The organism is Reinekea blandensis MED297 (genome assembly GCF_000153185.1).
Taxonomy (GTDB): Bacteria; Pseudomonadota; Gammaproteobacteria; order Pseudomonadales; family Natronospirillaceae; genus Reinekea; species Reinekea blandensis.
This window is the reverse complement of the sequence record NZ_CH724149.1, coordinates 655,629-667,770: the sequence shown is the minus strand read 5'-3', so window position 1 is coordinate 667,770 and position 12,142 is coordinate 655,629. Positions and strand designations below refer to the sequence as shown.

The 12,142-nt window shown below is 51.4% G+C and carries 12 protein-coding genes and 1 riboswitch; of the genes, 4 read left to right on the top strand and 8 right to left on the bottom strand.

Annotation, left to right across the window (positions count from 1 at the left end; translation table 11 throughout):
• Entirely contained in the window at positions 1-945 is a 945-nt protein-coding gene (locus MED297_RS03040; protein WP_008042261.1) for a carbohydrate kinase family protein, read from the top strand.
• Here MED297_RS03040 and MED297_RS03035 read toward each other — a convergent pair.
• A complete protein-coding gene (locus MED297_RS03035; RefSeq protein ID WP_008042256.1) occupies positions 915-1,820 on the bottom strand; it encodes a DUF1295 domain-containing protein in 906 nt (301 codons plus the stop codon). The two genes, MED297_RS03040 and MED297_RS03035, sit on opposite strands and share 31 nt — an antisense overlap.
• Positions 1,821-1,860: 40 nt before the next feature.
• The gene (locus MED297_RS03030) at positions 1,861-2,406 is read right to left on the bottom strand and encodes an NUDIX hydrolase (RefSeq protein ID WP_008042254.1); all 546 of its coding nucleotides are present in this window, start codon (positions 2,404-2,406) and stop codon (positions 1,861-1,863) included.
• 203 nt (positions 2,407-2,609) lie between these two features.
• Between MED297_RS03030 and MED297_RS03025 the strand changes: the two genes are divergently transcribed.
• On the top strand, positions 2,610-3,251 hold the full coding sequence (locus MED297_RS03025) for a TetR family transcriptional regulator (protein WP_008042252.1): 642 nt from the start codon (positions 2,610-2,612) through the stop codon (positions 3,249-3,251).
• Between the two features lie 45 nt (positions 3,252-3,296).
• Here MED297_RS03025 and MED297_RS03020 read toward each other — a convergent pair whose 3' ends face one another.
• The 6 genes from MED297_RS03020 to MED297_RS03000 all read right to left on the bottom strand — a co-directional run bounded on the left by MED297_RS03020 (position 3,297) and on the right by MED297_RS03000 (position 9,016).
• The gene (locus MED297_RS03020) at positions 3,297-4,058 is read right to left on the bottom strand and encodes a TSUP family transporter (protein WP_040556586.1); all 762 of its coding nucleotides are present in this window, start codon (positions 4,056-4,058) and stop codon (positions 3,297-3,299) included.
• Positions 4,059-4,104: 46 nt separating this feature from the next.
• Positions 4,105-5,862, bottom strand: a complete 1,758-nt coding sequence (locus MED297_RS03015; protein WP_008042250.1) for a hypothetical protein — start codon at positions 5,860-5,862, stop codon at positions 4,105-4,107.
• Between the two features lie 170 nt (positions 5,863-6,032).
• A complete protein-coding gene (locus tag MED297_RS03010; protein WP_008042249.1) occupies positions 6,033-6,548 on the bottom strand; it encodes a PEP-CTERM sorting domain-containing protein in 516 nt (171 codons plus the stop codon).
• Between the two features lie 291 nt (positions 6,549-6,839).
• Positions 6,840-7,448, bottom strand: a complete 609-nt coding sequence (locus MED297_RS03005; protein ID WP_008042248.1) for a class I SAM-dependent methyltransferase — start codon at positions 7,446-7,448, stop codon at positions 6,840-6,842.
• Between the two features lie 144 nt (positions 7,449-7,592).
• Entirely contained in the window at positions 7,593-7,763 is a 171-nt protein-coding gene (locus tag MED297_RS22015; RefSeq protein WP_008042247.1) for a hypothetical protein, read from the bottom strand.
• 326 nt (positions 7,764-8,089) lie between these two features.
• The gene (locus MED297_RS03000; RefSeq protein ID WP_040556410.1) at positions 8,090-9,016 is read right to left on the bottom strand and encodes a DMT family transporter; all 927 of its coding nucleotides are present in this window, start codon (positions 9,014-9,016) and stop codon (positions 8,090-8,092) included.
• A 148-nt stretch (positions 9,017-9,164) separates the two neighbouring features.
• Positions 9,165-9,381, bottom strand: a riboswitch (FMN riboswitch).
• Positions 9,382-9,620: 239 nt separating this feature from the next.
• Here MED297_RS03000 and MED297_RS02995 point away from each other — a divergent pair.
• Both MED297_RS02995 and nspC read left to right on the top strand, forming a co-directional pair.
• Complete coding sequence (locus tag MED297_RS02995) at positions 9,621-10,820, top strand: saccharopine dehydrogenase family protein (protein WP_008042245.1); 1,200 nt, start codon at positions 9,621-9,623, stop codon at positions 10,818-10,820.
• A 74-nt stretch (positions 10,821-10,894) separates the two neighbouring features.
• Positions 10,895-12,061 carry a carboxynorspermidine decarboxylase gene (nspC, locus tag MED297_RS02990; protein ID WP_008042244.1) on the top strand — a complete coding sequence of 389 codons (1,167 nt, stop codon included), beginning with the start codon at positions 10,895-10,897 and terminating at the stop codon, positions 12,059-12,061.
• Positions 12,062-12,142 lie beyond the last annotated feature (81 nt).

The window sequence follows — 12,142 nt, the reverse complement described above, 5'->3', positions numbered from 1 at the left end:
ATGACTACCACCACGGCCGAGCGGGTTCTCGTCATAGGCGGAGCCAATGTCGATATGAGCGGTACCTGTCTGGGTCGGTTGATTCCCGGCGATTCGAATCCAGGGATTGTCAGCAGCGGCGCTGGTGGTGTGGGGCGAAATATCGCCGATAACCTTGCCAGGCTTGGGCTAAGCAGCACTCTGCTCAGTGTGTTTGGTAACGATATCGGGCGTACCATCATCGAAAAAAGCTGTCAGTCAGCGGGTGTCGATACCTCCCCTTCGCTGATCGTCGACGGGGCCGCAACCGGATCCTACCTGGCTATTCACAATCAACTGGGCGCCTTACTGGCCGCCATCTCTGACATGGCCATTACTGAGTCCCTAACGCCAGAGCGGCTCAAAGAGCGGCTCCCGCTTATTCAATCCTTTTCGACACTGGTCCTCGACGCCAACCTGCCACAAGCCTCACTGGAATGGCTCGTTGAGCACAGTCAGAATCAGACATTGATGGTTGATGCTGTCTCTGCCACCAAGGCCGTTCGGCTAAAACGTATGTTGCCGAAAATCGATTTATTGAAGGTTAATCGGGATGAGGCGTCCGCTATTTTGGGCCAGCCTGCCGATGATAAAACGCTCTCCGAGGCTTTACACAAACAAGGTGTCAAAACCATACTGCTCAGTCAGGGCCCACAAGGGGCGTCACTCTATAGCCAACAGGCCTATCACCACAAAGATGCCATAAAAGGCGATAATGCGAGTGATACCGGTGCTGGGGATGCCTTATTTGCCGGTTTCATTGCGGCCAGGTTCCGGATTAAGGAGCCCAGCCGTCAACTCGAGTTTGCCATCGCCTGCGCCACGGCGGCCCTTTCCAGCCAATCTTCCGTATCGGCTGAGTTAAGCTTTAGTGCCATTCGTCAGCGATTCTTCAATCACTGGCCGGATTCCGCTTTTATCGACTGAGCCTTCTCGGTCGGCCAAAGGCTTGGCACCAGCACGGGGGTTCGAGCTTTATACTCTCGATAGTCCGGTTGCGAACCCCAGCGCTCATCGGCACGTTTTTCCAACATAGGAACCCCGCTGATACGGGTTAACAGCAGGATGACAAAGATGGGCGAAACCAGCGCCATAAACTGCCAGCCTGACAACGCAGGGAGGCTGAGTACGGCGATTCCGAGCCAAAGAACGATTTCACCAAAGTAATTCGGATGGCGAGAACGTGCCCATAATCCCTGCTGAATAAATGTCCCCTTGTTCTCCGCCTGACGCTTGAAACGGCGCTTTTGCTCATCGCCAATCACTTCAATCGCAAACCCAACCACCCAAAGTGTGAGACCCACTGCCGTCCATACAGAAAACGTTACCGTTGAAGACGTTGTGAGCACGACAATGGCCGCCGCGGTGGTCACACTCACCCATAATCCCTGCAGGTTCCAGACGGTAAAAAAACGGATCGGGTTCGGTTTGATTTCGTCGAAGCGGCCGTCTTTACCATCGCGTAGCATTCTCGCAAACAAATAACTGCCCAAACGAACCGCCCAAGCCACAACCAGAATACCGACCAACCATTGAACCACTGAGGGGTTTCCCTGCACGGCCCAGGCACCCACCACCATGGCGATATAGGTCAGACTTCCGGTTAAATCAAAGTAACGCTCAGACTGTTTAAGATAAGCCGGGATAAACATCACCCATTGAATCACAAAAGCCATCACCATCAGCAGCAACACACTGTTGAATGATCCAAGTTTAATCGCCTGGCCGCCCAGGGCCATTGCTAACCCCAGTGCAATCAACCAAACAACGACATTTATCAGCACGGATTTAGCCAGCTTCATACCATTCCTCATTCACCTGTTAGCGTCTGAGGCAAAGACCTCAAGACTCGCGCAGTGTTTTACGAACCATTCTTAAAACGGATTCCTCATCCGTTCGTTTTCTTATTTCAGCTGCAGATAACCAGGCAAGGTCGTTCGATTCTTCGTTGATCTGCAAACTAAGATCGTCCGCCACCCACCAGAAGCGGATATCCAGATGCCAATGCTCCGGCTCAGATTTTCTTGCCGGAATGGCATGCACATCCAGATCAAAGATATCCCGATGCTTTGGATACAAGCCGTCTAAGCCGGTTTCCTCGATGGCTTCTCGCCGACTGGCGTCAATGAGGCTTGGGTCACTGGCATCTATGTGCCCGCCGGGCTGTACCCACATGTCCAGTTTTCGATGATGCAATAGCACGGCCTGCCGACAATCACGGTCGGTAATCCAGGCGGAAGCGGTCAGATGCCCGCTCAGGGTTTCTCGCGACCAGAAGGCTGTCTGTTGTTGGACGAAGTCCTGTATGAACAGCCTGGCTTTTTGTTCTTCAGGGTCCTTGGGTTGATAGTCGTTTAACAGAGACAACACCGATGTCTGCGATTGCACAGTCAGGATTCCTTACTACTCTCCAGAATTGAAGCGAACACTATACCGAAGGGATTACACCGACAGAAGCGATGCCAACGGATTAGCAATCAGAGAACCTCATCACTGATTCCACGAATTGTCTGACAGGACCTCAGCCCGGAAAGGACACCGGCCGGACAATCCGGTACTATCACAATAAACCCACGTTATCGGATGCCGCATTGAGTTTAAAAGCCGAATCCTCAAAACGACCGGTCGGTCGAAAAGCCACCATCAGTCAGGACGACATCATCGCTGCGGCTCTGCGCTTGGCTGGACCTCATCGTTCAATATCTGCGCTCAGCCTTCGCGAAATCACCCGGGAAGCGGGCATCGCACCCAACAGCTTTTATCGCCATTTCCGCGACACTGAAGAGCTCGCCGTCAGTGTTATCGACCTTGCCGGTCGCACGCTCCGAAACGTCATCGGCCAAGCCAGAGGCAAAGCCAGAGAAAGGAACAAGGGCATCGTCCGTATGTCTGTTGAGACCTTTATTGATCAGCTGCACAGCGACGGAAACTATCTGCCAACACTGTTAAGAGAAGGCGTTGTCGGATCGGACCGGTTTAAAGATGCCGTGCGTCAACAACTCGACTTTTTTGAGCAGGAACTGACTGAAGATCTTATCGCCTTTGCTCAGTTGCGGCAGTTGACCCCCGACCACCCCGACCTGATCGCCCGGGCCATAACCCGATTGGTCTTTGCCATGGGGGCGGAAGCGCTCGACAAACCAAGACACGAACACCCGGCGATGATTGATGACATGGTTATCATGATCAAGATGCTGATCACCGGCGCCTATGCTCTGAACAGCCAGAAATAGTCTTGTGAGTCGCTGTTCCGGTCTCTTAATTTGCCGTAAAGCCCACTAAAGCTGTGTCAGGTGCCGAATGGTCATGGCTACACACATGACGATCACCAACGGTCGAATCAGTCGGGCCCCACCCCAAAAAATGGTTCGGGTACCCAGGTAAGCCCCGATCATCTGCCCCAACATCATGACACCGCCCGCCAGCCACACCACCTGACCGCCAAAGGCAAACAAAACCAAAGAGATGATATTGGATGTAAAGTTCAGCGGCTTCGCGACGACGGTTGCCTGCACCAGCGTTTTACCTCTCAGCATGACACCACTGGCGGCAAAAAATGAACCCGTGCCCGGGCCAAAGAAACCGTCGTAAAAACCGATCAGCGGAATGGCCGTACGCGACCAAAGACGCTCAGACATGCGAGGTTTTTTTTCCTGCTCTCCAAGCCCAGGGACTAACAGAAAATATAGGGCGACTGATATCAACAAAACCGGAACGGCCCAACTCAACCAGCGGGTATCCACCATTTGAATCAGTAACGTTCCTAAGGCGGCCCCTATCGCGGTCATCAGCATTAACACCGGCAACCCGGTTTTCGGCAGTTGTCGTCGTTGCAGCAACGTTAAGGTGGCGGTCAACGTACCAACGAAACCCTGGCATTTGTTAGTCGCCAGAGCCTGTACCGGGGACAGCCCTACCAACATTAACGTTGGCAACGCAATCAAGCCACCACCGCCGGCAATAGCATCGATCCAGCCTGCCAGCAACGCGACCGCAAATAACAACATTAACAGTTCACTACTCAGCTCCACCGGCTGCATCTCCATGTTTAAAGCGCAGCATTGTAGGGGGCGAGCACGTTCAGGTCTATTCTTCTGCCAAGGCCGGTAACAGTCCAACCGCGGTCAGGTCGGCCCAAACCCGCGCCCGCGCATCCGCATCCGCGATGTTCACAGCAATGAGCCGATATCGATTGTCTTGTCGCGAATAGTTCAACGAGGTTTCTGCTGACTGATCGTTAATGCGCTGAAAAGCTTGGAACCACAAGACCTCCGGGGATCGCATACTATTAAACAAAGACTGTGCTTCGGATTGTCGAACCATCTCAACGCTGAAAGGGGTTATCGGACGCGCCAACGCAAATCGATACACATCTCCTAGGGGGTTAACAGAATCAGTAACACGGTCAGCAGTTAGCCCTTCGGACTCCAGCCAGGCTCGCCATTCATCCATTTGCTGAACATCTTGAAACCCATTCAGATACAACCAGGCTTCGTCGCGGGACTCATCCCAGATCAGTTCACTGTTCTCAGGCGACCGTACTTTCGGATCGCGCGCGAGCATAGCCTGCAGCGTGTCCGTTGCTAACAGAGTCAGCAGTTCATTCTGCTGCATAGGCCCGAGCTGAAGCCCTTCATCAATGAACACCGCCTCGGCAGGCTCATTGGTCACTTGGTTCAACTCCTGCTTCTGCTCCATTTGAGCGTCTTGCCATGCGCTGATTGCATCTCGTTCGTCTTCCATCGCCGAGGCCGATGAGCGGTTTTGTTCATCATTTTCCGGTAATGAGTTCATTCTTCGGATTTCTTCGGCCGTATAAATGGGCGTTTTATCGACCATAGAATCGTTAACCTCGACAATCGGATTAACCACTCGTTCACCGGTGCTGTTCACAACTTTTCTGAATCGCGCTTGCAGGCCACTCTTTCTCAACTCATGTCGCCAAAACTGCATTTCGTCAACACTGCTCAGCTCACCCAGATACAAACCCACGGGACCTTTTGCTTCAGCCTGGGCTAAAAACACAGGTAATGGCGCTCTCAGATAAGTCCGCGAATTAAAAAATTGTCGTAAACCCCGATACTCCAAGCCACGAATGGCCTGAGCCATGCTGGCAAACTCACCCAACTGCAGGGTGTAAGGGCCCGCCGGAAAGCATTTACAAACTTCACTGTTGGCAACAATGGGCGGCAGTGATTGAGACAGGTGTGACGGCACGTATTGGGGTACCGCAGGATCAATGACGACATCGGGCATCTCGGACAACACGAGGGCATTGTCACTGCTCGAATCGCTCAGCGTGACATCATTCGGCAACGACTCTGGCTGACCGCCAACCAGTATTCGCAAGCCATACCGCCAGCGAAGCTGACCAGGCATTTCGGCATCCAGCCACCCTTGGTAACCAAACTCTGCGAAAGCGCGAAGCCGGGTAAACACAGGAACGCTGACCCCAGCGTCCAGGCGATACCCTGGCGCATAGCGGGCAATAACATCCTCAGTGCCACTTTGGACCCAACGATTAGATAAGATACCACCGCCTAACAGCTGAATCCGAAACGCCTCATCCCCGGCCTGCCATAGGCCCGCTACCTCATACTGGCCAAAGGAATGATTAAGCGTCTGATTCAAAGCCTGATAACTGAGTTGGTTCACGTGCCGATAGCCAACATCCAGACCAAACCCAGACTCACCGATTAACTGAGCGTGGCCACTGAGCCCCCAGTCATCCACCAGCCCGCCGCCATAAAACGCACCATCAACGCCAAGCTCGATGGCTTGTCCGGATGAGCACAGCGAGCAGCCGATAATCGCAGTCTGTAAAAATCGTCTAATGTCCGGCATGAAAGGATTCCTGAATACTCTGACCTTATTATCGTCCGATACACACAGGAATTTAGAGGTTTAGCGACTTGATGGCTAAAAAGCAGTGAAAACAATTTCTTTACGGTCATAAAAAAACCCGACAGTCCTAAGACAGCCGGGTTGATAGGAAGTGATTACTGCTTAGTGGTTCAAGCAGCTTCAGGTCGACGACGACGCGACAGAACCAATCCCGCAACACCCAAAGTCAGTAAACCCAGGGTTGCTGGCTCTGGTACATTGGTAACAACGGTCAGGATTGAGTTACCCAGCCAGAAATCACCTAACAGTGATGTTACTGTGACGTCCAGAAAACCGTCCGAGTTCAACTCTGCAAGAGCTTTCAATTCCAGTTCCGCATCAAAGTCGCTGAGAGCAAAAGTCAACGCACCGCCACCGGTGTCGAAATCAAACTCTTCTACCGTGAAAATAGCGATTTCCGGGTCAAAAATACTGGAACTGTCATCCCAGACTTCAATACTCAGGCTGCCGCCAATAGCCGAACCCAGTTCAAAACCATCATCATTCAGGTTGTGTGAGTAACTGACAGATTCCCAGGTTTCCAACCAGCTGTTTACGTTCACTTCATCAATCAACAGATCCGCTTGCGCGGTAGCAAAAACGGAACTGATCCAAACGGCTACCATGCCGATAATTTTACGATTCATGTGTTTTCCCTAGCTATTACTCAATTTGACGATCTTAGAAAGCAATAACCAGGCCAATTCCAGGGGTGCCGATAATTTGCGGTTTTTCGGACTGTCGATGAAAGAATCTGATAAATTTTCCGACAGGACTTTTAAACGCAGTTCACAGTCTGCGCTTAAAAAAGTGATGGAAGTCGCATAAACAAGGGCTTTGCAAGAGCCCGTCGGGTTTAGATAAGTTTTTACACGGCGAAAGGAGATAGCCCAAAAAATCATCGATATGTCGGCATTATTTACATCGATATCAATACATCAAAAGTTCACTTGCAGAATATAATGTTCGCTCTTAACGGGCTCAGTGATCTCATGCTCCCAGAGCTGGCAATCAAACCGCTCATCCGCCCAGTCGACCAGCTCATTGAACGGGCTGCGTCCCGGGTCAGCCAGAAAAACCGTTTTCACACCCACTTTAGAGGCTCGTTTCAACAAGGTTTTCCATTCATCACGCAATGAATCCCAGAAACAAATATCACCTCCGATGACGATATCCGCTATCGAAAGATCATCGCGTGACAAACCCGATACCGTATTTTGCCAAAAATAAACAGGAACGTTGTTTTCGGCAGCATGCAATTGCAGATAGGGCTCAACAGCCTCGTCAGCATCAACCGATATAACTTTGGCGTTTTGCCGTTTGGCCAGGTAGCAGGTAAGCGGTCCCCAGCCACAACCAATATCAAGTATTCGGGACTTCGCCGGTAACCCGTCAATGTTCAGAAAGTCCATTAAAACAAAGCTTGCATCCCAAACCTTGGTTCCATGAATGCTGGCGCCACCCACCGCTTTAGTGATGGATTTGATGTCGGGATGTGAGGGTAACAGGCAGGTAATGCCATGCGCTTCAATCAGGTGATCAGACATAAGATACTTCAGGAGAAATGACTCTGTTCGATGCTAAAGCATGCGAAATCAATGTCCAGCCTGGAAGCTAAAATCGATTGAAAATCCTATTGGATTTGATGACAGACAGCACCGGAACCCGGTGCTGAAAGCTGGGTAGCAGGATCAGTTGTCGCTGAGAATAGCGACGCCCTGAACGGAGAGCTCTTCACGTACTTCCGGTCGCCATAACTGCTTCAGTGTCATACGGTTTTTCTGGCGACGAGATTCTGGTGTCTTACTGACCACCTTAATAAATGCAGTGAGCGTCGGCCTTTCAGGTTCGTTGCGGTCCATTAATATCCCCTTGATAAATTCATTCTGTAACGTTGTTGAAATCAATGCCCGCCTTCAACGGCGTGGCACGTTTTAAATATAGGACACAACAGGTCAAAAATCGAACAATTATGCGACAAACATTTATAACTTTAACGACACAATAAACTTAACCTTAGAGGGGGCTTAGCTTTCGTGCGTACTCAGTACGGCGTTCAAAATGACTATTTGTTCAGTATTTAAAACAAAAAGGACAATATCAGAATCGTAAAAGGGCGATATTGACGCAGCTCACACTGCGTCATTCTCTTTGCTCGAAAGCCACGATTTGTGACTTTCGTTAACGTTTATGTCGCAGGGACGGCAGTCGATGGACGATCGAACTGGTGAACGATCACACTCGCGGCGATTAAGACCATCGCCCCAATGATCTGCGCGATTGTCAGCGCGAATCCGAGAAACACCCAGTTAATGACACCGGCCATAACAGGAAAAGCCATTTCAGCCAACGCACTGTGGCGCGACGCTATTCGCTGTAAGCCTTGATAGTAGAGCAACATGCCTACCACCCCGGAAATCACGATCATCAGGCCAATTAGGGCCACGGCGGACAGGGTTATCGGTGCGGTCTCCGCAGAAGAAATCAGCATGAATGGCAATAACGCCACTAAACCGGTTAAAAACCGACCCTGCATAATCTGATCTGATCGATAACCTCGCTGGGACAGTCGCTTACCAAACACAGTACTGGCCCCCCAACTGACGACTGCCAACAGGGCCAACCCATAACCCATTAACCTGGCGACAATTTCCGAACGATAGTGCCATTGAGACGCCTGCAACAAAACGACCACATCCTCAGCGATCAACAGAAGACTGCCGAACAGCGCCAGCAAAACGCAAAGTAAGAATCTTGGCGAAATCGGCTCATTTAGCAGATAGCCGGCTAAGGCAATGGCCACCAGCGGTTGCAGTTTCTGGAGCAGAATCACCAAGGTCGGGTTCATGAGTGAAAATGCCTGCGTAAACGCCAACGTTCCAACCGCTGAACCCAGTGCACCGATTACCAACAGAGGCCCCCAGTCACGTCGCGCAAACGCCCACAAGGACAATCCCCGGCTGGTTAACCATAAAGACATCAGACCAACCAACAGCACATGCTCGATCAGTACGATATGAACAGCAGAAAAGCCAGCCGCCATGAGCGGATATCGAATCAACGTATCCAGCGCCCAGAAAAACGTGGCCAATAAGACAAAAAGAGTACCTGTCACGGAACAACCCTCATAATAAGATCAACAGTGACAGGGCATGACGGAAGACCGTCGTCGGCTTCGGCCAATCGGCAGAACGACACGGTGAATCGCCGCCAGAATTAAATCCCGGCAACGGGCTGTACGCCCAAGCGGGCAACAACCTCTGCGTTAACTTCTTCCATCCGGACTATCACCGTCGGCTCAGGCCTTGCACGATCAACCAATCCTTAGATTGCCTGTCTTGCGCACCTGATCTGCTAGACCCCGGGCCACCAGAATGGCGACTCGGGCGCTCGTGGGCTCCTGACAAAAACAACGACACACGGTCATCACTCTCATCAACTACCACCGGTGGGGAATTTCACCCCGCCCTGAAGTTATGCGCTTTCAAACAATCGTTTGAAACGCCCATCGATTGTATCAACCCCGCATAAGAAAGAACAGGTTGGTCTATATAGGTTTGCTGAGCCGCTACACGACATAAAAGTGTTGTTTTTACGCGAGTCCGCCCTAAAATCGCCGCTCCGAATCCGAGGCAACCCGGCGATCCATTGTTGAACGTTTCGACCAGTGCTAACCTCAACCCCTATTGTGTTCTTATTTGCTTAGCGGAGAACTTAAGATGTCCAAAGTCATGATCATTGGCGCGGGCGGCGTCGGCAACGTTGTAGCCCACAAGGTGGCCCAGCTGCCGGAAGTATTCACTGAGATTGTACTGGCCAGTCGTACCAAGTCTAAATGCGATGCCATCGCTGAATCGATCGACCGGCCGATCAAAACCGCCGCAGTCGATGCCGACAATGTCCCTGAGCTGGTTGCGCTGCTGAATCAGGAAAAACCAGAGCTCGTCATCAATGTTGCCCTGCCCTATCAGGATCTGACGATTATGGACGCCTGCCTGGAGGCCGGCGTGCACTACATGGACACGGCCAACTATGAACCGCTCGACACTGCGAAGTTCGAATATAAGTGGCAATGGGCGTATCAGGAAAAGTTTGAAAAAGCCGGCCTAACCGCACTGCTGGGCTCTGGTTTCGACCCGGGCGCGACGAACATGTTCACTGCTTATTTGGCCAAGCACTATTTTGATGAAATATCCGAACTGGACATCATCGATGTTAATGGCGGCGATCACGGCTACCCGTTCGCGACCAACTTTAACCCTGAGATCAACATTCGCGAAGTGACCGCCGAATGCCGGCACTGGGAAAACGGTGAGTTTGTCACCACACCAGCCATGTCGAAAAAAGCGGAGTTCACCTGCCCGGATGAAGTCGGCACGTACAACATCTACCGTATGTATCACGAGGAGCTGGAATCGCTCAGTAAGCACTTCCCTACCTTGAAGCGAGCACAGTTCTGGATGAGCTTCGGCGACAGTTATCTGAAGCACCTCGAGGTGTTGGGCAATGTCGGGATGACCGGCATTGAACCGATTGATTACAACGGTACCCAAATCGTACCGATTCAATTCCTGAAAGCGCTGCTGCCAGACCCGTCGACACTGGGCCCGCGTACCAAGGGCAAAACCTGTATTGGCTGTGTGGTTCGTGGCGTAAAAGACGGTGCGGAAAAAATCATGTACCTGTATCAGGTAAAAGACCATCAGGACTGCTATCAGGAAGTTAAGTCCCAGGCCATTTCCTACACCACCGGCGTACCTGCCATGATCGGTGCGAAAATGATCCTGGAAGGCCACTGGAAGAAGCCCGGTGTCTGGAACATGGAACAACTGGATCCGGATCGGTTCATGGAAGATATGAACAAATACGGCCTACCGTGGAAAGTCATCGAGCTGGATAGCTTCAATCTGGACCAGTAATCCTGGTCAAAACCGGCTCCATCAAGCCTCTTGGTGGAGCACTCAATTTTCCGTCTTTTTTCGAGCAGAACACCATGCAGTTTACTGATTTTTCCCGACTGGATCTGTCACGCGTTCCTTCTCCATGCTTCGTGGTCGATGAAGTCGCCATCGAGCGGAATCTGAAGATTCTCCATGACGTTGCCGAACAAAGTGGCGCTCGGATACTCGGCGCGTTAAAAGCGTTTTCAATGTGGCACTTTGGTCCGTTAACCGGCCAATATCTGTCCGGAACCTGCTCCAGCGGACTGCATGAAGCCCGATTGGCTAAAGACTACTATCCGGGTGAAGTTCATGTCTTCTCAGCCGCATTCAGCCAACCGGACCTGGAAGAAATACTGACCCTTGCGGACCATGTAGTGTTCAACAGCTGCAGCCAATGGCAACGTTTCCAGCCGCAGATTCAGGCCGCACTGGCAAAACGCCCGCACATGGATTTTGGCCTGCGCATCAACCCTGAGCATTCAGAAGGCGATGTGCCTATTTACGATCCCTGCGCACCAGGCTCGCGATTGGGCATCCCGCTTTCAGAACTGGACGAGTCCGCACTCGAAGGCATCAGCGGCCTGCACTTCCACACGCTCTGTGAACAAGGTTTTGAACCACTGGATCGAACGTTAACAGTCTTCGAAGAAAAGTTCGGTCATCTGTTTTCGAAAATGAAATGGATCAACTTCGGCGGCGGGCACCACATTACGGCACCGGATTATGATCGTGAAGCGCTGATTCGTCGTATCCGGGCATTCAAAGAAAAATACAATGTTGAGGTGTATCTTGAACCGGGTGAAGCCATGGCCATAGGAAGCGGCGTTCTGGTCGCTGAAGTGCTGGACCTGACCTTCAATACCCTGCCTCAGGCAATCCTGGACACGTCAGCAACCTGCCATATGCCCGATACGCTCGAAATGCCCTATCGAGCAGACATCAGCAATGCGGGTGAACCCGGCGAAAAAGCACACACCTATCGCCTTGGAGGGCTGACCTGTCTGGCTGGTGATGTCATCGGCGACTACAGTTTTGATCAACCACTGGAGATCGGGCAACGGCTGATTTTCGAAGACATGGCGCACTACACCATGGTAAAAACCAGTACATTCAATGGAACACGTTTACCGTCGATTGCTGTCTGGAACTCAACCACTGATGCGTTTTCCGTGGTGCGCGATTTCGATTACGATGATTTCAGAAGTCGTCTGTCGTAGTGTCACAAAAAAACGATCTGTTACCGATCTATTGGCTTTTTTCGGCGTGAGACAATGAACTTCCATTTTAAATAAAGAAGG

What these genes read in the sequence shown, in the direction of transcription:
- MED297_RS03040 (WP_008042261.1), top strand. Translation starts at nt 1, where the DNA reads ATGACTACCACCACGGCCGAGCGGGTTCTCGTCATAGGCGGAGCCAAT.
- MED297_RS03035 (WP_008042256.1), bottom strand. Translation starts at nt 1,820, where the DNA reads ATGAAGCTGGCTAAATCCGTGCTGATAAATGTCGTTGTTTGGTTGATT.
- MED297_RS03020 (WP_040556586.1), bottom strand. Translation starts at nt 4,058, where the DNA reads ATGCAGCCGGTGGAGCTGAGTAGTGAACTGTTAATGTTGTTATTTGCG.
- MED297_RS03015 (WP_008042250.1), bottom strand. Translation starts at nt 5,862, where the DNA reads ATGCCGGACATTAGACGATTTTTACAGACTGCGATTATCGGCTGCTCG.
- MED297_RS03010 (WP_008042249.1), bottom strand. Translation starts at nt 6,548, where the DNA reads ATGAATCGTAAAATTATCGGCATGGTAGCCGTTTGGATCAGTTCCGTT.
- MED297_RS03005 (WP_008042248.1), bottom strand. Translation starts at nt 7,448, where the DNA reads ATGTCTGATCACCTGATTGAAGCGCATGGCATTACCTGCCTGTTACCC.
- MED297_RS22015 (WP_008042247.1), bottom strand. Translation starts at nt 7,763, where the DNA reads ATGGACCGCAACGAACCTGAAAGGCCGACGCTCACTGCATTTATTAAG.
- MED297_RS02995 (WP_008042245.1), top strand. Translation starts at nt 9,621, where the DNA reads ATGTCCAAAGTCATGATCATTGGCGCGGGCGGCGTCGGCAACGTTGTA.
- nspC (WP_008042244.1), top strand. Translation starts at nt 10,895, where the DNA reads ATGCAGTTTACTGATTTTTCCCGACTGGATCTGTCACGCGTTCCTTCT.